16 protein-coding genes, 1 tRNA gene and 2 pseudogenes are annotated in these 21,742 nt (G+C 51.8%); 9 read left to right on the forward strand and 10 right to left on the reverse strand.

The annotated features are described in order from the left end of the window. Nucleotides 1-74: 74 nt before the first annotated feature. The 5 genes from serS to lrp form a co-directional block, all read right to left on the reverse strand. Nucleotides 75-1,367, reverse strand: coding sequence for a serine--tRNA ligase (serS, locus tag HBM92_RS16060; protein WP_000886683.1), 1,293 nt, complete (start codon nucleotides 1,365-1,367; stop codon nucleotides 75-77). A 90-nt stretch (nucleotides 1,368-1,457) separates the two neighbouring features. Next, entirely contained in the window at nucleotides 1,458-2,801 is a 1,344-nt protein-coding gene (rarA, locus tag HBM92_RS16065) for a replication-associated recombination protein RarA (protein WP_000067755.1), read from the reverse strand. A 10-nt stretch (nucleotides 2,802-2,811) separates the two neighbouring features. Further along, complete coding sequence (gene lolA, locus HBM92_RS16070) at nucleotides 2,812-3,423, reverse strand: outer membrane lipoprotein chaperone LolA (RefSeq protein WP_001295343.1); 612 nt, start codon at nucleotides 3,421-3,423, stop codon at nucleotides 2,812-2,814. A gap of 158 nt (nucleotides 3,424-3,581) precedes the next feature. Beyond that, entirely contained in the window at nucleotides 3,582-7,625 is a 4,044-nt protein-coding gene (gene ftsK, locus HBM92_RS16075) for a DNA translocase FtsK (protein WP_000077100.1), read from the reverse strand. A 134-nt stretch (nucleotides 7,626-7,759) separates the two neighbouring features. Next, the gene (gene lrp, locus HBM92_RS16080) at nucleotides 7,760-8,254 is read right to left on the reverse strand and encodes a leucine-responsive transcriptional regulator Lrp (protein ID WP_000228473.1); all 495 of its coding nucleotides are present in this window, start codon (nucleotides 8,252-8,254) and stop codon (nucleotides 7,760-7,762) included. A 543-nt stretch (nucleotides 8,255-8,797) separates the two neighbouring features. Between lrp and trxB the strand changes: the two genes are divergently transcribed. The 8 genes and pseudogenes from trxB (at nucleotide 8,798) to HBM92_RS16110 (ending at nucleotide 14,964) form a co-directional block, all read left to right on the forward strand. Beyond that, nucleotides 8,798-9,763: a thioredoxin-disulfide reductase gene (gene trxB, locus HBM92_RS16085; RefSeq protein ID WP_000537432.1), complete on the forward strand. Its 966-nt coding sequence runs from the start codon at nucleotides 8,798-8,800 to the stop codon at nucleotides 9,761-9,763. Nucleotides 9,764-9,885: 122 nt separating this feature from the next. Continuing rightward, entirely contained in the window at nucleotides 9,886-11,652 is a 1,767-nt protein-coding gene (cydD, locus tag HBM92_RS16090; RefSeq protein WP_001043561.1) for a heme ABC transporter permease/ATP-binding protein CydD, read from the forward strand. After that, the gene (gene cydC, locus HBM92_RS16095; RefSeq protein ID WP_001202164.1) at nucleotides 11,653-13,374 is read left to right on the forward strand and encodes a heme ABC transporter ATP-binding protein/permease CydC; all 1,722 of its coding nucleotides are present in this window, start codon (nucleotides 11,653-11,655) and stop codon (nucleotides 13,372-13,374) included. Between the two features lie 41 nt (nucleotides 13,375-13,415). Then, nucleotides 13,416-14,120, forward strand: coding sequence for a leucyl/phenylalanyl-tRNA--protein transferase (aat, locus tag HBM92_RS16100; protein ID WP_001241667.1), 705 nt, complete (start codon nucleotides 13,416-13,418; stop codon nucleotides 14,118-14,120). After that, nucleotides 14,121-14,265: pseudogene (locus HBM92_RS25895) on the forward strand (hypothetical protein); the annotation flags it as partial. 59 nt (nucleotides 14,266-14,324) lie between these two features. Continuing rightward, nucleotides 14,325-14,477 (forward strand): annotated as a pseudogene (locus HBM92_RS25900) (hypothetical protein); the annotation flags it as partial. Next, nucleotides 14,405-14,623 (forward strand): translation initiation factor IF-1, encoded by a 219-nt coding sequence (gene infA / locus HBM92_RS16105; protein ID WP_001040187.1) that lies wholly within the window; start codon nucleotides 14,405-14,407, stop codon nucleotides 14,621-14,623. The pseudogene HBM92_RS25900 and the gene infA, both read left to right, overlap by 73 nt. Nucleotides 14,624-14,876: 253 nt before the next feature. Further along, nucleotides 14,877-14,964 (forward strand) — tRNA-Ser (locus HBM92_RS16110). Between the two features lie 343 nt (nucleotides 14,965-15,307). On the opposite strand, the gene clpA is transcribed toward HBM92_RS16110, so the two are convergent. The 3 genes from clpA to yljB all read right to left on the reverse strand — a co-directional run bounded on the left by clpA (nucleotide 15,308) and on the right by yljB (nucleotide 18,108). Beyond that, on the reverse strand, nucleotides 15,308-17,584 hold the full coding sequence (gene clpA / locus HBM92_RS16115; protein ID WP_000934041.1) for an ATP-dependent Clp protease ATP-binding subunit ClpA: 2,277 nt from the start codon (nucleotides 17,582-17,584) through the stop codon (nucleotides 15,308-15,310). Between the two features lie 30 nt (nucleotides 17,585-17,614). Continuing rightward, nucleotides 17,615-17,935, reverse strand: a complete 321-nt coding sequence (gene clpS / locus HBM92_RS16120; RefSeq protein WP_000520781.1) for an ATP-dependent Clp protease adapter ClpS — start codon at nucleotides 17,933-17,935, stop codon at nucleotides 17,615-17,617. Between the two features lie 98 nt (nucleotides 17,936-18,033). Next, nucleotides 18,034-18,108 (reverse strand): protein YljB, encoded by a 75-nt coding sequence (gene yljB / locus HBM92_RS25450; RefSeq protein WP_001406719.1) that lies wholly within the window; start codon nucleotides 18,106-18,108, stop codon nucleotides 18,034-18,036. 149 nt (nucleotides 18,109-18,257) lie between these two features. On the opposite strand from yljB, the gene cspD reads away from it, so the two are divergent. After that, complete coding sequence (gene cspD, locus HBM92_RS16125) at nucleotides 18,258-18,482, forward strand: cold shock-like protein CspD (RefSeq protein ID WP_000410785.1); 225 nt, start codon at nucleotides 18,258-18,260, stop codon at nucleotides 18,480-18,482. A 72-nt stretch (nucleotides 18,483-18,554) separates the two neighbouring features. On the opposite strand, the gene macB is transcribed toward cspD, so the two are convergent. Both macB and macA read right to left on the reverse strand, forming a co-directional pair. Then, nucleotides 18,555-20,501 carry a macrolide ABC transporter ATP-binding protein/permease MacB gene (macB, locus tag HBM92_RS16130; RefSeq protein ID WP_000188129.1) on the reverse strand — a complete coding sequence of 649 codons (1,947 nt, stop codon included), beginning with the start codon at nucleotides 20,499-20,501 and terminating at the stop codon, nucleotides 18,555-18,557. Next, nucleotides 20,498-21,613, reverse strand: a complete 1,116-nt coding sequence (gene macA, locus HBM92_RS16135; protein WP_000746478.1) for a macrolide transporter subunit MacA — start codon at nucleotides 21,611-21,613, stop codon at nucleotides 20,498-20,500. Before macA ends, macB begins: the two co-directional genes overlap by 4 nt. Nucleotides 21,614-21,742 lie beyond the last annotated feature (129 nt).

Genomic DNA, 21,742 nt, shown 5'->3' on the forward strand with positions numbered 1-21,742 from the left:
TAATTATTGTTCGGTATCAAAGGGAGACAAAAAAAGCGCCCGCAGGCGCTTTTTAGATTCAGAAAAATTGGGTATTAGCCAATATATTCCAGTCCGTTCATATACGGACGCAGAACTTCTGGTACTTCAATACGACCATCAGCCTGCTGATAGTTTTCCATTACTGCAACCAGCGTACGACCAACAGCAAGACCAGAACCGTTCAGGGTATGAACCAGACGGGTTTTCTTGTCCGACTTGCTACGGCAACGTGCCTGCATACGACGTGCCTGGAAATCCCAAACGTTGGAGCAGGAAGAGATCTCGCGGTAGGTGTTCTGTGCCGGGATCCATACTTCCAGGTCGTAAGTTTTGCAAGCGCCAAAGCCCATGTCGCCGGTACAAAGGATGATTTTACGGTACGGCAGGCCCAGCAGCTGCAGGACTTTTTCCGCATGACCGGTCATCTCTTCCAGCGCCGCCATTGAGTCTTCCGGGCGCACGATCTGCACCATTTCAACTTTGTCGAACTGGTGCATACGGATCAGACCACGAGTGTCACGACCATATGAACCAGCTTCAGAACGGAAACATGGGGTGTGGGCGGTCATCTTAATTGGCAGATCATCTTCATCGATGATTTCACCGCGTACCAGGTTGGTCAGCGGAACTTCTGCCGTTGGGATCAGCGCATAGTTACTGGTGTCTGCTTCTTCTTCCAGCGGACGAGTATGGAACAGATCGCCAGCAAATTTCGGCAGCTGACCCGTACCGTACAGCGTGTCCTGGTTAACCAGGTACGGAACATAGTTCTCACTGTAGCCATGCTGTTCGGTATGCAGATCCAGCATAAACTGCGACAGTGCGCGGTGCATGCGAGCAATCTGCCCTTTCATTACCACAAAGCGGGAACCAGTCAACTTAACTGCGGCTGCAAAGTCGAGGCCAGAGTGCATTTCACCCAGCGTCACATGGTCACGAACTTCAAAGTCAAACTCACGCGGGGTGCCCCAGCGACTGACTTCAACGTTGTCATTTTCGTCTTTACCTACCGGCACTTCATCTGCAGGCAGGTTAGGGATGGTTAGCGCGATATCGCGAATTTCAGCCTGTAAAGCATCCAGCTCGGCTTTTGCTGCATCCAGCTCTTCGCCCAGTTTGTTCACTTCCAGACGTAAAGGCTCGATATCTTCCCCGCGCGCTTTCGCCTGGCCAATGGATTTCGATCGGGAGTTACGCTCCGCTTGCAGGTTTTCCGTTTTGACCTGCAATACTTTACGACGCTCCTCAAGAGCGCCCAGCTTATCTACATCCAGCTTAAAGCCCCGGCGTGCCAGTTTTTCAGCGACTGCGTCTGGCTCATTACGCAGCAGATTGGGATCGAGCATGCTTATCCTGTGCTTATCGAATTAAATGGGAGATGTGGCCACAGCCTGCGACCACAGGGATACATTAACAACATTACCGCAACGATAACATTAACGGTAGCGTTTTATGGGGCTATTTTGATCCTGTTCAGCCAGCCAGGCGAGCTTTTCGCCAATCTTGCCTTCAAGGCCCCTGTTTGTCGGGAAATAATAGCGTGTTTGTGCTATTTCCGGCGGGAAGTAAACCTCACCGGCAGCATAAGCGTTTGCTTCATCATGAGCGTAACGATATTCCTGCCCGTAGCCCATTTCCTTCATTAATTTCGTCGGCGCATTACGCAAATGAACCGGCACGTCATAATCCGGACGTTCGCGAGCATCGGCCAGCGCGGCTTTAAACGCAGTGTAGACAGCGTTGCTTTTTGGCGCACAGGCCAGGTAAACAATCGCCTGAGCAATGGCGCGTTCACCTTCCGCCGGGCCAACGCGAGTAAAGCAATCCCAGGCCGCAATTGCCACCTGCATCGCCCGTGGGTCGGCATTGCCGACATCTTCGGAAGCAATTGCCAGGCAACGACGCGCGACATATAACGGATCGCCACCGGCGGTAATAATTCGCGCATACCAGTAGAGCGCCGCATCGGGTGCGCTACCACGTACCGACTTATGCAGTGCGGAAATCAGATCGTAAAAGCGATCGCCTTTGTTATCAAAGCGGGCGCTACGTTCACCGGCGATTTCGGTCAGTAATTCAGGCTTCAGGACCCGCTTACCGCTATCATCGACTTCGGCCATATCCGCCATCATTTCCAGCGTATTTAACGCCCGGCGCGCGTCGCCATTCACCAGTTCAGCAATGGCGCGTCGTGTTTCATCTGGCAGAACAATATCCTGACCACCATAGCCACGGGTTTTGTCTTCCATCGCCTGAGTTAGTACTTGCTCAATATCCTCTGTACTCAGGGATTTCAACAGATAGACACGGGCACGGGAAAGCAGTGCCGAATTAAGCTCAAACGACGGGTTTTCAGTGGTTGCGCCAATAAAAGTGATGGTGCCGTCTTCAATATGTGGCAGAAATGCATCCTGCTGGCTTTTGTTGAAACGGTGAACTTCGTCAACAAAAAGAATAGTGCGGCGACCTGCATTGCGGTTTTGCCGAGCGCGCTCGATCGCCTCGCGAATCTCTTTCACACCAGAGGTGACGGCAGAAATACGTTCCACATCAGCGTTCGCATAGCGGGCAATCACTTCAGCGAGGGTTGTTTTGCCGGTACCCGGCGGCCCCCAGAGGATCATAGAATGCAGATGCCCGGCTTCGATAGCGCGCGGCAACGGCTTCCCCGCAGCCAGCAAATGTTGCTGGCCGATATACTGTGCTAAATTTTCTGGCCGCATACGCGCGGCCAGAGGTTGAAAAGTATTATCCGAAAAATCGAGCGACAGATTGCTCACTCAGGTGCCTCTACTTACGTTGATCATCTACCGTGACGCCTTGCGGCGGGGTGAAGGTAAATTTCGCTGCATCCACAGCCCCATTTTGCTGGGATTTCAGCTGATAACTGCTGCGCTGATCGTCCTGCTCCACCGCGCTAAACTGATGGATTGTGCCATCACGTCCCACGTTAATGGTGAACTGCTTCAGATTGCCATTGCTGGCTTTCGGCGTCAGAACAAAGTCATCGCCATTCTGTTTGATATTGTACTGCTGCCAGTCGCTGGACTGGTTGCGGGCAATCAGCATAAACGGCGTATTACCGGTGGCATCTTTCAGCCAGGTTGCCGTAGCTTGCTCAACGAACGGGTTATAGAACCACAGTGTTTTACCGTCAGAAACCAGAATGCTTTCATCAGGTTGAGTCATATGCCAGTTGAATAAGTTTGGACGTTTCACCCACAGATCGCCCTGACCTTCCTGCACCGCCGCGCCGCTACCGTCAGTCACTTTCTGTGTGAAGCTGGCGTGGAAGCTGCTGACTTTATCCAGGCGGCTTTTAAGATCGCTTGCGGCATCAGCCCAAACGCTGCTTGCTACTAAGCTTGAGAGTAATGCACAGGTGATGGCAATTTTTTTCATCATTATTCCTCAAATTACGTCACTCCCAATCGGGAGTTCCCTCTACTCTCTATTCCAGGCTAATAATCAGCTTGAGGAAAGAAGAAAATACTGAATTTTCAGTTGATAGAATACCGGATGCGACGCTATCGCGTCTTATCCGGTCTACGTTGCATTAATTAGTCAAATGGCGGTGGGGCCAGCACTTCACGATTACCGTTGTGCCCCTGTTCGCTGACAATCCCCTGCGCTTCCATCTGTTCGATAATACGCGCTGCACGGTTATAACCAATGCGGAACTGACGCTGTACGCCAGAAATTGACGCTTTGCGTTTTTCAGTGACAAACTGCACCGCCTGATCGAACAACGGATCCAGTTCTTCAGCGCCATCGAAACCGCCCACGCCACCTTCGCTTTCACTGTCGGAGGTGATGCCATCAACATACTGTGGGCGACCACGCGCTTTCCAGTCCTGCACCACGGCATGAACTTCCTGATCGCGAACAAAAGCACCATGGACACGTACCGGCAACGTGGAGTTCGGCCCAGAGTAGAGCATATCCCCCATACCCAGCAGTGATTCCGCACCAGCCTGATCAAGAATGGTACGTGAGTCAATCTTACTGGATACGGTAAAGGCGATACGGGTCGGAATATTCGCTTTAATCAGACCAGTAATAACATCAACCGATGGACGCTGCGTTGCCAGTACGAGGTGGATACCCGCGGCACGGGCTTTTTGCGCCAGACGTGCTATCAGCTCTTCCACTTTTTTACCTACCGTCATCATCAGGTCGGCAAATTCGTCCACCAACACCACAATGTATGGTTCTTTTTTCAGCACCGGATGCTGCGCATCCATACTATCACCCGGCTTCCAGTACGGGTCTGGAATCGGACGCATCATGCGATCGGCTTCAGCAATTTTTTCGTTATAACCCGCCAGATTACGCACACCCAGCGCAGACATCAGTTTATAACGACGCTCCATCTCGTTAACACACCAGCGCAGCGCGTTGGCGGCATCTTTCATATCAGTAACAACTTCCGTTAACAGGTGCGGAATGCCTTCATAAACCGAAAGCTCCAGCATTTTCGGGTCGATCATGATGAAACGTACATCTTCTGGCTGTGCTTTATAAAGCATGCTCAGGATCATCGCATTCACCCCGACAGACTTACCGGAACCGGTAGTCCCCGCAACCAACAAGTGCGGCATTTTCGCCAGATCGGCAACCACCGGCTCACCGGCGATATCTTTACCCAGCACCACGGTTAATGGCGACGGATTATCGCGGAATTTGGCGTTATCCAAAACTTCGCGCAGATAAACGGTTTGTCGTTTTTTATTCGGTAACTCCAGACCTACATAGGGTTTGCCAGGAATAACTTCAACGACACGCACCGCCACCGTCGAAAGTGAACGGGCAAGGTCACGTGACAAGTTAGAAATGCGCGCTGCTTTTACGCCCGGTGCCAGGTTCAATTCAAAGCGAGTGATAACTGGCCCCGGAGAGTAATTGACAACATCGGCTTTAATACGGAAATCAGCCAGACGCGCTTCTACCAGGCGCGCCATTTGTTCAAGCGCAAAGGTATCTACCGGCTCCACTTCGCTCGGCGGCGGTGTCAGCAAATCCAGAGAAGGCAGTGGCGTCGTCGGTTTATGCAACGGACGGCTGTCGCCATTACGCATCAACAGCGGATGAAGCAGGGTATCCTGCGGCTGTGGTACAACCGGCTGTTGCGGCTGCTGATACTGCGGCTGCTGTGTAACCGGCTGTTGTGGCTGCTGATATTGCTGCTGCGGTGCAACCGGTTGTTGCGGCTGTTGATATTGCGGCTGCTGATACTGCGGCTGCGGTGCAACCGGTTGTTGCGGCTGCTGATACTGCGGCTGCGGTGCTACCGGTTGTTGCGGCTGCTGATATTGCTGCTGCGGTGCTACCGGTTGTTGCGGCTGCTGTACAGGTTCAACAATTGGCGTAAACAGCGGTTCGTGTGGACCATCATCCAGCAACGCTTTCATTGGCGAAAATTCAAAATCATCCAGCGAGAACGGATTCGCCCCAGCCGGTTGTTCGCCGGAATAACGTTGTTGTTGAGTTTGAGCAAACTGACGAGCCAGTTCTGCCTCTGCCGCAGCATCTGCATCTTCTGTGTTCACGGGCACATCATGTTGATACTGTTCGCCATAGCGTTGCTGCTGCGTCTGGGCGAACTGACGTGCCAGTTCATCCTGCTGCATCGCATCGATTTCATCATCGTTGTACTGATCGCCAGAATCGTACTGATTACGCTGGGCTTCGCGGGCTTTTTCTTCTGCCGCACGCTGTGAGGGCAGCTTAATACCGTAAGACGCCAGTTCACGACGAGTTGGCACGCGGATGCGTTTCGGTCGTGGCAACTGCGGGCCAATCCCCTCTTTGACCTGCGGACGCGGTCCACCGCTATTTGCCAGACTGAAGACTGGCGCGGCAACGGTTGCGGCAGCCCCCGTCGCCAGTGTCGCTTTTTTCACACCAGATGCCAGCGGAGAAACAGCGGCAGCGGCTTCTACTGGAGGTACTGCTGCAACAGAAGGTGCTTTCAGCGAAGATTTGATCGGTTCCGGTTCTTTAACCGGTTCTGGAATCGGTTGATACCAGGCCGCAAGTTGTTCACGTTCACGGGCTCGCTTCTCTTCCACTTCTTCAAAATAGTAAAGCGGCGGACGCGTGGGTTTTGTCTCTTCTACAACGGGTTCAGGCTCCACAACAGGCTGCTGTTCAACGGGTTGCGGCTGTTGGTACAACGGCTCCTGAGCAGCTGGCTGCTGATAAGTTTGCTCCGTCTGGTATGTAGACTGTGGAGCAAAAGTGGATTGCTGCTCTTCGGCTTGCCAGGCGTTACCTGCCACCGGTTGTTCTGGCGCAGGGGCGTAATACGGTTGCTGAACAGGTTGTTCCGCCGCAGGAGCGTAGTAAGGTTGTTGCACAGGTTGTTCAGCCGCAGGCGCATAATACGGCTGCTGTGGCTGTACAGGTTGTTGCAGCGGCTCATTATATTGCACTGCAGGCTGCGCATATTGTGACTGGTGTGGGTAACCTTCCGGTGCAGGTGCAATAACCGGTTCTCCCGTTTGCGGCCCCGGTACAGGCTGCCAGGCTACTGTAGGTTGCGTAGGTGGAACATCAACAGAGGCAACTGGCGGCGTCTGAGTCACAGGTTCAACCGGTGCAGCCCAGCTTTGTGTCGCCGTGGTAGCAGCAGCTGCTACAGCAACAGGTTCGGTAATTGGCGCACCGTTTAATAATGGATCGTATTCGTCATATTCTGGCTGCGTTGCACGATTGCCCGAAAACAGGACGTCGTCAGGGTCAGCAGCCACACCGCGTGCAGTGTAGGTAATCTCTTCTTCATCATCCATCCGCTTACCGGAGAACAGCGCAGCATCTGTTTGCCGCCCCATCGGATTAATGAATTTTTCCGCCAACCGTTTACGACGCGCTAGCGCGCCGCGAAGAATACGGGCACGGCGTGATTCATGCTGTTTGCCGTGATTTTCATCTTCATACTCTTCGTCGTCTTCATACTCATCTTCATCGACCCAGGTATCATCGCGACGGGTACGATTACTGGCGAAGGTAAGAATATTTAAAATCCAGCCGCCGAGTTTTTCAGCAATGGTCACCCATGACCAACCGGTGAACAGCGTCAGGCCCGCTGCCCAAACGCAGAGCAGCGCAATAGTTCCCCCGCTACTGTGTAGCAGTGGTTGTAGCGTAGTGCTTAGTAAGCTGCCAATGACGCCACCGGAGGCAAAATACCAGATATCGTCAGCGTTGATTGCCGCCAGACCACAGGAGGTAAGGATGAGCGCCAAAACGCCAATGATGCGTAGCGAAACGGCAAAATAATCAATGTATTCGTCGCTGGACTGATGACGCCAGGCAAACCAACAACCGCCGACAATAATGACGGGAATGGTGTAAGCCATCACGCCAAAAATAAAGAACAGCGTATCTGCCAACCACGCACCGGGCATCCCACCTAAATTATGGATAGGTTCATGCCAGGCCGTTTGCGACCAGCTGGGGTCCGAAGGGTTAAAGCTTAGTAAGGCAGCCATCAACCAGACGGCAAACAGGACAATAAGGATCAGCAACGCCTCCAGAAGACGGCGGCCGCTACTTAACTTTGTCAATGTGACTTCTTTGTCTTCAGTGTATTCCTGGCTCAAGAAAGGCTCTCCAGGTTACAGGCTTTTCCTGCCCGATGCTAAAACGGACAACAGTACCAGGTTACCCCAGTACTGTTGCTGTATGGATTAACAGGAGTGTAATCAAAATACGCCGATTTTGCACCTGTTCCGTGTTAGCGCGTCTTAATAACCAGACGATTACTCTGCTTGACTTCTTCCATAACAACGTATGTCCGTGTGTCATTGACGCCAGGCAGACGCAGCAGGGTTTCCCCCAGTAACTTACGGTAAGCAGACATATCCGGCACGCGTGTTTTCAACAGGTAGTCGAAATCACCGGATACTAAATGACACTCCTGAATTTCTTCAAGTTTTTGTACAGCGGTATTGAATTGTTCAAACACATCCGGTGCGCCACGATTCAGAGTAATCTCAACGAATACCAGAAGTGATGCATCCAGATAATGGGGGTTCAGCAGCGCCGTATAGCCCTGAATAAACCCTTGTCTTTCCAGCCGACGCACACGCTCAAGGCACGGCGTTGGGGAAAGTCCCACACGTTTAGAAAGCTCGACGTTAGAAATACGCCCATCCTTTTGCAACTCATTAAGAATGTTACGATCGATACGGTCGAGATCTTTGCCAGGGCGCTTCTTGCTATCTACCATTATTATTGTCTCTCTGTATTCCTTCCCTACTCCTGTCTGACCCTGAAACATCACTGTTCAGAGTCGCTACCCGTCACGATAGACCGAAATCATGAAGATTCACGGCGCGCAATGCCTGGGTCTACGGTGAGAAGACCGTTGCCTTGTGGCAGCTATCGACATCACGAATGGCGTCTGTCCACGCCATACGTAGATTTCACTAGCACGGTAAACATGGTATTTACATGCATGGTTATGCGCATATAAGAATACTGTTTTTTTTCTTCCTCGAATGTTTTCGCAAAACACCAGGGGATTGTCAAAGCAAAACATCGATTTTTAGTACAACATGCCAGATATTCATTAACAGGGGCGTTTATTCATCATTTAATCGGCTTATAAAGCGGGAAATTTAAGTAGCAGAGGTGATAATGACGGGAGAATTTGACCTGCTTATCGATGCTGCCGATTGCACAAATTGTTAACAAAATCGTCATACTCTTTTTTTACGTCTGTAAATTCCCTACAATCCTGCCATTGTCTGCCAACAACTATGGGGATCTCATGGGCACGACCAAACACAGTAAACTGCTTATCCTGGGTTCAGGCCCAGCGGGATACACCGCTGCTGTCTACGCGGCGCGCGCCAACCTGCAACCTGTGCTGATTACCGGCATGGAAAAAGGCGGCCAACTGACCACCACCACGGAAGTGGAAAACTGGCCTGGCGATCCAAACGATCTGACCGGTCCGTTATTAATGGAGCGCATGCACGAACATGCCACCAAATTTGAAACTGAAATCATCTTTGATCACATCAACAAAGTTGATTTGCAGAATCGTCCGTTCCGTCTGACTGGCGATAGCGGCGAATACACTTGCGACGCGCTGATTATTGCCACCGGAGCTTCTGCACGCTATCTCGGCCTGCCCTCTGAAGAAGCCTTTAAAGGCCGTGGAGTTTCTGCTTGTGCAACCTGCGACGGTTTCTTCTATCGCAACCAGAAAGTTGCGGTCATCGGCGGCGGCAATACCGCGGTTGAAGAGGCGCTGTATCTGTCTAACATCGCTTCGGAAGTTCATCTGATTCACCGCCGAGATGGTTTCCGTGCGGAAAAAATCCTCATTAAGCGTCTGATGGATAAAGTGGAGAACGGCAACATTATTCTGCACACCAACCGTACGCTGGAAGAAGTGACCGGCGATCAGATGGGTGTCACTGGCGTTCGTCTGCGCGATACGCAAAACAGCGATAACATCGAGTCACTCGACGTTGCCGGTCTGTTTGTTGCTATCGGTCACAGCCCGAATACTGCCATTTTCGAAGGGCAGCTGGAACTGGAAAACGGCTACATCAAAGTACAGTCGGGTATTCATGGTAATGCCACCCAGACCAGCATCCCTGGCGTCTTTGCCGCAGGCGACGTGATGGATCACATTTATCGCCAGGCCATTACATCTGCTGGTACAGGCTGCATGGCAGCTCTTGATGCGGAACGCTACCTCGACGGTTTAGCTGACGCAAAATAATTTTACAAATCAGTAACAAAAGTAAAGAAGGCGACACCATGCGACTATGGGTCGCCTTTATTTTTTCCCCGTTGTAACATTGCTCTGCAAATAATTCTGATAACTCACCTGCTAAGCGTGCAATGAATAAATCCCGTCAAAAAGAATTAACCCGCTGGTTAAAACAGCAAAGCGTCATCTCCCAACGTTGGCTGAATATTTCTCGTCTGCTGGGCTTTGTGAGCGGCATATTGATCATTGCCCAGGCCTGGTTCATGGCGCGAATTCTGCAACATATGATTATGGAGAATATTCCCCGTGAAGCCCTGCTGCTTCCCTTTACGTTACTGTTTCTGACCTTTGTACTGCGCGCATGGGTGGTCTGGTTACGCGAACGGGTGGGTTATCACGCCGGGCAGCATATCCGCTTTGCCATCCGCCGTCAGGTTCTCGACCGTCTGCAACAAGCAGGGCCAGCGTGGATTCAGGGTAAACCAGCGGGGAGCTGGGCGACGCTGGTACTCGAGCAAATTGACGATATGCATGATTACTATGCACGCTACCTGCCGCAAATGGCGCTGGCAGTGTCGGTGCCGCTGCTGATTGTGGTGGCTATCTTCCCCTCTAACTGGGCCGCGGCGCTCATTCTGCTGGGCACTGCACCGCTAATTCCGTTATTTATGGCGCTGGTTGGAATGGGGGCTGCCGATGCTAACCGACGTAACTTTCTCGCTCTTGCTCGCTTAAGTGGGCATTTCCTCGATCGCCTGCGCGGCATGGAAACATTGCGTATTTTTGGTCGTGGTGAAGCTGAAATTGAAAGTATTCGTTCTGCTTCGGAAGATTTCCGCCAACGGACAATGGAAGTGCTACGGCTGGCGTTTTTATCCTCCGGCATTCTCGAATTTTTTACCTCGCTGTCGATTGCTCTGGTGGCGGTCTACTTTGGTTTTTCCTACCTCGGCGAGCTGGATTTTGGTCACTACGATACTGGCGTGACGCTGGCTGCGGGTTTTCTGGCCCTGATCCTTGCGCCAGAGTTTTTCCAGCCATTACGCGATCTCGGTACGTTTTATCATGCTAAAGCCCAGGCTGTTGGTGCAGCTGACAGTTTGAAAACGTTTATGGAAACCCCGCTCGCCCATCCGCAGCGCGGTGAGGCGGAATTAGCATCGACCGATCCGGTGACCATTGAAGCCGAGGATCTGTTTATCACGTCGCCGGAAGGTAAAACGCTGGCCGGACCGCTGAATTTTACTTTGCCAGCAGGCCAACGAGCAGTGTTGGTTGGTCGCAGCGGTTCAGGTAAAAGTTCACTGCTGAACGCGCTTTCTGGTTTTCTCTCATATCAGGGATCGCTACGAATCAACGGGATAGAATTACGCGATTTATCACCGGAATCATGGCGTAAACATCTCTCCTGGGTTGGGCAAAACCCACAATTACCGGCAGCAACATTACGGGATAACGTACTACTGGCGCGACCTGATGCCAGCGAACAAGAGTTACAAACAGCGCTGGATAACGCCTGGGTCAGTGAGTTTCTACCGCTCCTGCCGCAAGGGGTTGATACGCCTGTTGGCGACCAGGCTGCCCGCCTTTCCGTGGGGCAGGCGCAGCGCGTGGCGGTGGCCCGTGCGTTACTAAATCCCTGTTCGCTATTACTGTTGGATGAACCCGCTGCCAGCCTTGATGCTCACAGTGAACAGCGCGTAATGGAGGCGCTGAATGCCGCCTCTCTGCGCCAGACAACGTTAATGGTCACCCACCAGTTAGAAGATCTTGCTGACTGGGATGTCATTTGGGTAATGCAGGATGGTCAGATTATTGAGCAAGGACGTTACGCGGAATTAAGTGTGGCTGGCGGCCCATTCGCCACATTACTGGCCCATCGTCAGGAGGAGATTTAAATGCGCGCTTTGCTACCCTATCTGGCACTGTATAAACGTCATAAATGGATGTTAAGTCTTGGTATCGTGCTGGCAATTGTCACGCTGCTCGCCAGTATCGGTCTGTTGACACTTTCGGGCTGGTTCCTCTCCGCCTCAGCGGTTGCGGGGGTTGCCGGACTGTACAGCTTCAACTATATGCTACCCGCTGCGGGCGTGCGTGGCGCAGCAATCACCCGTACTGCCGGGCGTTATTTTGAACGTCTGATAAGTCACGACGCGACTTTCCGCGTGTTGCAGCATCTGCGCATATACACCTTCAGCAAATTGCTGCCCCTCTCCCCTGCCGGACTGGCGCGCTATCGTCAGGGCGAATTACTCAACCGCGTGGTGGCGGATGTTGATACGCTCGATCATCTTTACCTGCGCGTTATCTCGCCGCTGGTGGGCGCTTTTGTGGTGATTATGGTGGTGACAATCGGGTTAAGTTTCCTTGATTTCACCCTCGCCTTTACGCTGGGCGGCATTATGTTACTGACGCTTTTCCTGATGCCACCGCTGTTTTATCGTGCGGGAAAAAGCACCGGGCAAAATCTGACTCATCTTCGCGGGCAGTATCGCCAACAACTGACGGCCTGGCTGCAAGGGCAAGCTGAGCTGACCATTTTTGGTGCCAGCGATCGTTATCGCACGCAATTAGAGAATACCGAAATTCAGTGGCTGGAAGCGCAACGCCGTCAATCTGAACTGACCGCATTGTCGCAAGCGATAATGCTGCTCATTGGCGCGTTAGCGGTGATCCTGATGCTGTGGATGGCGTCCGGCGGCGTTGGCGGCAATGCTCAACCCGGCGCGTTAATTGCCCTGTTTGTCTTCTGCGCGTTAGCCGCGTTTGAAGCGCTGGCACCAGTAACGGGTGCATTTCAGCATCTGGGGCAAGTCATTGCCTCTGCCGTACGGATCACTGATTTAACGGATCAAAAACCGGAAGTCACCTTCCCTGATACCCAAACTCGTGTTGCCGATCGCGTTTCGCTGACATTACGGGATGTTCAGTTCACTTATCCGGAGCAATCCCAACAGGCACTTAAAGGGATTTATCTTCAGGTAAACGCCGGGGAACATATTGCGATTCTCGGGCGAACCGGATGCGGCAAATCAACACTGTTACAACTGCTGACCCGCGCATGGGACCCGCAACAGGGCGAGATTTTGCTTAACGATAGTCCCATAGCCAGCCTGAATGAAGCGGCTCTACGACAGACCATCAGCGTTGTTCCCCAGCGAGTGCATCTGTTTAGCGCCACGCTGCGTGATAATCTGTTACTCGCCTCGCCTGGTAGTAGTGATGAGGCTCTGGCGGAGATCTTGCGTCGCGTTGGTCTGGAGAAGCTGCTCGAGGATGCAGGTCTCAACAGTTGGTTAGGTGAAGGCGGACGCCAGCTCTCCGGTGGTGAACTGCGCCGTCTGGCTATCGCCCGTGCGCTGTTACATGATGCGCCGCTGGTATTGCTGGATGAACCTACAGAAGGCTTAGATGCCACAACCGAAAGTCAGATCCTTGAATTGCTTGCAGAAATGATGTGCGAGAAAACGGTGTTAATGGTCACCCATCGACTTCGCGGACTCTCTCGTTTCCAACAAATAATAGTGATGGACAACGGGCAAATTATTGAGCAAGGTACTCACGCAGAACTGCTTGCCAGACAGGGGCGTTATTACCAGTTTAAGCAGGGTTTGTAAGCTATTATTGAACGATCCGACTTGCGTGGAGTTTTGCGGTCATGCGCCTGGTTCAGCTTTCTCGCCATTCAATAGCCTTCCCTTCCCCGGAAGGCGCATTACGTGAGCCTAACGGCCTGCTGGCACTGGGGGGCGATCTTAGCCCTGCGCGCCTATTAATGGCTTATCAGCGTGGTATTTTCCCGTGGTTTTCTCCAGGCGACCCCATCCTCTGGTGGTCGCCCGATCCCCGCGCGGTGCTATGGCCAGAATCACTGCATATCAGCCGTAGTATGAAACGATTTCATAAACGCTCGCCCTATCGTGTCACGATGAATTACGCCTTTGGTCAGGTCATTGAAGGCTGTGCCAGCGATCGCGAAGAAGGAACCTGGATCACGCGTGGCGTGGTCGAAGCCTACCATCGTCTTCACGAACTCGGTCATGCCCACTCCATCGAAGTCTGGTGTGAAGATGAGCTTGTTGGCGGTATGTACGGTGTGGCCCAGGGAACGCTATTTTGTGGCGAGTCCATGTTCAGCCGGATGGAAAACGCGTCCAAAACGGCGCTACTGGTCTTCTGTGAGGAATTTATTGGTCATGGCGGTAAACTTATCGACTGCCAGGTCCTTAACGATCACACAGCTTCGCTTGGTGCCTGCGAAATTCCCCGCCGGGATTATCTAAATTATCTCAATCAAATGCGCCTCGGACGATTGCCGAATAATTTCTGGGTACCACGGTGCTTGTTTTCACCACAAGAATGAATGTTTTCGGCACATTTCTCCCCAGAGTGTTATAATTGCGGTCGCAGAGTTGGTTACGCTCATTACCCCGCTGCCGATAAGGAATTTTTCGCGTCAGGTAACGCCTATCGTTTATCTCACCGCTCCCTTATACGTTGCGCTTTTGGTGCGGCTTAGCCGTGTGTTTTCGGAGTAATGTGCCGAACCTGTTTGTTGCGATTTAGCGCGCAAATCTTTACTTATTTACAGAACTTCGGCATTATCTTGCCGGTTCAAATTACGGTAGTGATACCCCAGAGGATTAGATGGCCAAAGAAGACAATATTGAAATGCAAGGTACCGTTCTTGAAACGTTGCCTAATACCATGTTCCGCGTAGAGTTAGAAAACGGTCACGTGGTTACTGCACACATCTCCGGTAAAATGCGCAAAAACTACATCCGCATCCTGACGGGCGACAAAGTGACTGTTGAACTGACCCCGTACGACCTGAGCAAAGGCCGCATTGTCTTCCGTAGTCGCTGATTGTTTTACCGCCTGATGGGCGAAGAGAAAGAACGAGTAAAAGGTCGGTTTAACCGGCCTTTTTATTTTGTGATATGTATGAAGTACTTTGGAAGTATAAGTCCATAACTTGTCTCGATGTAGATATACTGCACAACTTGTTTACAGTATGAGCAAACAATAATTATCATTAAAATTCTTCTTGACCGTTTTACTCCAACTCCCTATAGTAGCGCCCCGTTGCCACCCATGAGGTTTGGTAGCAAAACAATTTGGTGAGGTGTCCGAGTGGCTGAAGGAGCACGCCTGGAAAGTGTGTATACGGCAACGTATCGGGGGTTCGAATCCCCCCCTCACCGCCATATTCAAAGAAGAGCTCGTACGAAAGTACGAGTTTTTTTCGCATTTTATCTGCCTGTACGGCAGTGAACGCCAACTTTCACAGCCTTTGCAAGATTGTTCCTTTCTAAGCTGCCTGTACGGCAGTGAACTCAAATACTACACGTTTAGTCCGTTGTTAATAAAGCAAAACCATCTCATTTTCCTGCTGTCACCCTTTTTTATCCTTACCTTTTCCAGCAGCACTAATTATCAACAACTTACCTTCACCTCCAAAAATAGGGTTTTCACCGTTCCACCCCATAAATAAAAAGTCCGCAACCTCTTTCGAGATTACGGACTTGACCAACCTACCTGACAATCAGATTAATGCGCTGCTTCCGCCTTGTGCTTTTGTGCACTCTGGAATCCGTAAGTCAGCTCATTTTTCTCTTTATCCAGCGCGACGGTGACCTGACCGCCGTCCACCAGCGAACCAAACAGCAGTTCGTTGGCGAGCGGTTTTTTCAGGTTGTCCTGGATGACACGCGCCATCGGACGAGCGCCCATTGCCCGGTCGTAACCTTTCTCGGCCAGCCAGTTACGCGCTTCCTGGCTCACTTCCAGAGAAACACCTTTCTGATCCAACTGAACCTGCAACTCGACGATGAATTTATCCACCACCTGATGGATCACGTCGGTTGACAGATGATCGAACCAGATAATGTTGTCGAGACGGTTACGGAATTCCGGTGTAAAGATCTTCTTGATCTCTTCCATCGCATCGGTGCTGTTATCCTGGTGGATAAGACCAATGGATTTGCGCTCGGTTTCACGTACCCCCGCGTTAGTGGTCATCACCAGCACCACGTTACGGAAGTCCGCTTTGCGTCCGTTGTTATCGGTCAGCGTACCGTTATCCATCACCTGCAAGAGGATGTTGAACACGTCCGGGTGCGCTTTCTCGATTTCGTCCAGCAGCAGCACCGCATGTGGATGCTTGATGACCGCATCAGTCAGCAAACCGCCCTGATCAAAACCAACGTATCCCGGAGGCGCACCAATCAGACGGCTGACGGTATGGCGTTCCATATACTCAGACATATCAAAGCGCAGAAGCTCAATGCCCAACGCTTTCGAAAGCTGTACCGTCACCTCTGTTTTCCCGACCCCAGTAGGGCCGGCAAACAGGAACGAACCGACCGGTTTATGTTCGTGACCTAAACCTGCACGCGCCATCTTAATGGCTTCAGTCAGCGCCTCAATGGCTTTATCCTGACCGAAGACCAGCATTTTCAGGCGATCGCCGAGGTTTTTCAGGGTATCGCGGTCACTCTGAGAAACACTCTTCTCTGGAATGCGTGCAATACGGGCCACCACGGATTCAATATCCGCCACATTAACGGTTTTCTTGCGTTTGCTTACCGGCATCAGACGTGCGCGAGCGCCCGCTTCGTCGATAACATCAATCGCTTTATCCGGCAGATGACGATCGTTAATGTATTTCACCGCCAGCTCTACCGCAGCACGCACCGCTTTTGCGGTATAACGCACGTCGTGGTGCGCTTCATACTTCGGTTTCAGGCCATTGATGATTTGAACAGTTTCTTCGATTGACGGTTCAGTAATATCAATTTTCTGGAAGCGACGCGCCAGAGCACGGTCTTTCTCGAAAATGTTGCTGAACTCCTGATAGGTTGTCGAACCAATTACGCGGATTTTACCGCTGGAGAGCAACGGTTTAATCAGGTTAGCCGCATCGACCTGGCCACCAGACGCTGCACCCGCACCGATAATGGTGTGGATCTCATCAATAAACAGGATGCTGTTAGTGTCTTGCTCCAGCTGCTTGAGCAACGCTTTAAAACGTTTTTCAAAGTCGCCGCGATATTTTGTGCCCGCTAACAGAGAACCGATATCGAGAGAGTAAATCGTACAGTCAGCCATCACTTCCGGCACATCGCCCTGAACAATTCGCCATGCAAGCCCCTCCGCAATCGCGGTTTTACCGACACCAGACTCCCCCACCAGCAGCGGGTTGTTTTTACGGCGACGGCAGAGAACCTGAATAGCACGCTCCAGCTCCTTCTCACGACCAATCAGTGGGTCGATTCCGCCCACTCGCGCAAGCTGATTCAGGTTCGTCGTGAAATTCTCCATACGTTCCTCCCCACCAGCTTGTTCTTCGCTGTTTGGCTGGCTGCCAGGATCAGAAGACTGTGTCGGCTCGTCTTTACGCGTGCCATGAGAGATAAAGTTCACCACATCGAGACGGCTGACTTCATGTTTGCGCAACAGATATGCCGCCTGCGACTCCTGTTCGCTAAAGATAGCGACCAGAACGTTTGCACCGGTAACCTCATTGCGACCGGAGGACTGGACATGGAAGACCGCACGTTGCAGTACACGCTGAAAACTCAGCGTCGGCTGTGTGTCGCGCTCCTCTTCACTGGCAGGCAGAACGGGTGTGGTTTGTTCAATAAAGGCTTCCAGTTCCTGACGGAGCGCAACCAAATCCACAGAACACGCTTCCAGCGCCTCCCGGGCAGATGGGTTACTGAGCAGCGCCAGTAACAAGTGCTCGACGGTCATAAACTCATGACGGTGCTCGCGCGCTCTGGCGAAAGCCATATTTAAACTGAGTTCCAGTTCTTGATTGAGCATAGGCACCTCCCCCAATTTTTATGCCTGCATTCAGGCTTTTTCTAGCGTACACAGCAATGGATGCTCATTCTCCCTCGCGTACTTGTTCACCATCGCCACTTTGGTTTCTGCAACCTCAGCGGTAAAGACTCCGCAAATGGCCTTCCCCTGGTAGTGAACAGCGAGCATCAATTGCGTTGCACGTTCTACATCATAAGAAAAGAATTTTTGTAACACGTCAATAACAAACTCCATCGGAGTATAATCATCATTGACTAATATCACTTTATACATAGATGGCGGTTTTAGCGCGTCGCGAACTTTTTCTTCCGCCAGTTGATCAAAGTCCAGCCAGTCGTTCGTTTTACCCATTGTCAGTTATCATCTTCGGTTACGGTTATCGGCAGAACGCCCTGCCGCTGACAAGAGCTTATTTGCCTGACCAATTTACTCCACATGATAGATAACTATCATCTATCGTTAGCATCAGCGACATCTGTCACATTCCTGTCAATAGCGTTAACTGCTTCAAATTTTTGATTCATACCTGCCCCCTGGCCCCTGTCAAATGCTTGACGGCTCGCCCTAATTCTCTAAATTGTATTTCTAGAGTTGGCGAGGTTTTGAACAGCCCCCTCTCTGACCCCGGTTTATTCCATCTTACTTGTATAAGATTTGCGAAGGATGTCGAAGCATGGAAAAGGGTACTGTTAAGTGGTTCAACAATGCCAAAGGGTTTGGTTTCATCTGCCCTGAAGGCGGCGGCGAAGATATTTTCGCTCATTATTCTACCATTCAGATGGATGGTTACAGAACGCTAAAAGCTGGACAATCCGTTCAGTTTGATGTCCACCAGGGGCCAAAAGGCAATCACGCCAGTGTTATTGTGCCCGTCGAAGTAGAAGCGGCAGTCGCATAGCTCTTCTGTCTCATTGTGTACATCCTAAAGGCAAAATGCCAGCCCGATCGGCTGGCATTTTTATCTCAAAAATTACTCTCGTGCCAGAGCATCTACTGGATCCAGTCGTGCCGCATTTCGTGCGGGTAACCAGCCAAATAAAATCCCGGTGACCGTCGAGCAGAGAAACGCCAGCAGCAGCGCCAACGGTGAAAAACCAATCTCCCAGCCGGGTAAGAAAAGCTGTAAGGTGAAAGCAATTAACAGTGACAGTGTTATTCCCAACGCGCCACCGACCAGGCAAACCAGTACGGCTTCGATCAGGAACTGTTGCAAAACATCGCTTGCTCGCGCACCTACAGCCATGCGAATGCCAATTTCCCGCGTCCGCTCGGTCACTGACACCAGCATAATATTCATTACACCAATACCGCCCACTACCAGCGAAATCACCGCCACCAGCGTCAGAAACAGTTGTAAAGTACGTGTGGTCTTTTCAACGGTTTTCAAGACGCCGTCCATGTTCCAGGTAAAGAAATCCTTCTTACCGTGGCGCAGTGAAAGTAAACGCGTGAGTTGCTGTTCCGCCTCGGCGCTGTCAAATCCTTCTTTCACCCTGACAGTAATGGAGTTAAGCCACGACTGGCCCATAACTCGCCCGGACATCGTGCTGTAAGGTAGCCAGACACGCAGCACTTTACTGCTACCAAACATCGACTGTTTTTCTTCCGCCACACCAATGACTCTGGCGGGCATATTGCCGACCAGAATCACCTCGCCAACCACATCTGCTTTATGGGGGAAAAGCTGGCGGCGAGTATTACTGTCGAGAACCACGACCTGGGCACGACCGTTCAGCTGCTCCTGATTAAAGGTGTTTCCTTCACTGAAGGTCATGCCATAGACATTAAAATAATCGCCGCTCACGCCATTGGCACTGGCAGCAACATCAACATTGTTATAACGCAGGCGCAGGTTTTGCGAGACGGCAGGTGTGGCTGAAGCGACCCACGGTTGTTTTTGGATGGCGATTAAGTCATCGTACTTCAGCGCCTGCTGATATTGCGGATCGTCATCGCCAAAATCTTTCCCGGGATAGACATCAATAGTATTCGTACCAATAGAACGAATATCCGCCAGTACCATTTGTTTGGCGGCGTCGCCCACCACGACAATGGAAACCACCGACGCAATACCGATTATAATCCCCAGCATGGTCAGTAAAGTACGCATTTTATTCGCTGCCAGCGCCCGCCATGCCATCGTCAGCGCCTCGTTAAAACCGCTGACAAACTGCCGCCAGCCAGACGCCGTGTTGACAACAGGTTCCGTCCCGCCAGTAGCATTCACTTTTTCAACGGCGGGAGGATTGTGCACAATTTCGCCGTCGCGAATTTCGATCACCCGCTCGGCCTGAGCAGCAACCTGCGGATCGTGGGTGACGATAATCACCGTATGCCCGCGATCGCGCAGCTGATGCAAGATCGCCATCACCTCTTCGCCAGAATGGCTGTCCAGTGCGCCGGTCGGTTCATCGGCAAGAATTACCTGACCGCCGTTCATCAATGCCCGCGCGATGCTGACGCGCTGTTGCTGGCCACCCGAAAGCTGTGCCGGGTAATACTCTGTACGGTCTTCCAGCCCCAGTCGTTGCAGTAACTCCTGGGCGCGAAGCAGCCGCTGTTTCCGCTCAAGACCGGCATAGACGGCGGGTACTTCAACGTTTTGCTCGGCGGTTAAATGCGAAAGCAAATGGTAACGCTGGAAAATAAAGCCGAAATGCTCGCGGCGCAGTTGCGCCAGCGCATCGGCGTCCAGCGTGGCAACATCCTGACCGGCGACGCGATAGGTGCCGCTGGTGGCCTTATCCAGGCAGCCGAGAATATTCATCAGGGTCGATTTACCGGAACCCGAAGCGCCGACAATCGCCACCATCTCACCGGCATAAATATCGAGGCTGATGCCCTTCAGCACCTCAACCTGCTCATCACCGGCAGGATAGCTGCGACGAATATCCTTTAATTCGAGCAAGGGCGTCATTGCGCAGCTCCTGGTTTGGCCTCACCAATCACCACTTCATCGCCCGCTTCCAGCCCTTTGACAATCTCAACATCGGTATCGTTACGTGCGCCAATCGTCACTTCACGCTCGCGTGTTTCACCATTACGCAACAATTTGACTTTATAACGATTATCGCCAACCGGATCGCCTAACGCCGACAGAGGGATCGTCAGCACATTTTTCACATCGGTGAGCTGAATATGCACTTGCGCGGTCATATCCAGCCGCAGTAAACCATTGGGGTTGGGTACTTCAAAACGGGCGTAATAGAAAATAGCGTCGTTAATCTTTTCCGGCGTCGGTAGCACATCCTTGATTTGCCCCTCGTAGCGCGTCAGTGGATCGCCAAGCACCGTAAACCAGGCTTTTTGCCCCGGCTTCAGGTGGATTACATCCGCTTCAGAAACCTGCGCTTTTACCAGCATGGTGCTCATATCTGCCAGCGTCAGAATGTTCGGTGCTTGTTGTGCGGCAATCACCGTCTGGCCTTGCAGAGTGGTGATTTGCGTGACTTCCCCGGCCATCGGGGCAACGATGCGGGTGTAATCGAGATTGGTTTTAGCCGTATCGAGAGAGGCCTGATTGCGCTTGATTTGCGCGTCAATGGTGCCAATTTGCGCCTGTTTCACAGCCATCTCCGTCGCGGCGTTATCGAGATCCTGCTGTGAAACCGCTTGCGTTTGTGCAAGACGTTGCTGACGGGAATACGTCACCCGCGCCAGTTTCAGCTCCGCTTCCGCCTGCTGCCGCTGCGCGCGTAGCTCCATCAGCGTTGCTTCCACCTCCTTGATCTGGTTTTCAGCCTGTTCAGGATCAATAACCCCTAAAAGCTGGTCTTTTTTTACTTTATCGCCAATCGCCACCGACAGCGTTTTCAACTGACCGCTGACCTGCGCGCCCACGTCAACCTTACGCAGCGCGTCCAGCTTTCCGGTCGCCAGCACGCTTTGCTGTAAATCACCGGGGCGCACAATCAGCGTCTGATAAGTCGGCACGGGTGCGTTAAGAATTCTCCATAACGTAATCAACCCGGCGATGACTATCACCATCGCAATAACGTAACGCTTCTTCACGGTTTTCCGCTTTTTCATAAATATTCTGAATACTCCATATGCCAATCCGGGTCATTAACTTCAACGAAATATCAACAAAACACTAAAATTTACGTTAATAATCACACTATTGATGTTTGGTTAAGATACGCAATGGTTAAATCGACG

The organism is Escherichia sp. E.sYA108, assembly GCF_011754335.1.
In the GTDB taxonomy this organism is placed as follows: domain Bacteria; phylum Pseudomonadota; class Gammaproteobacteria; order Enterobacterales; family Enterobacteriaceae; genus Escherichia; species Escherichia coli.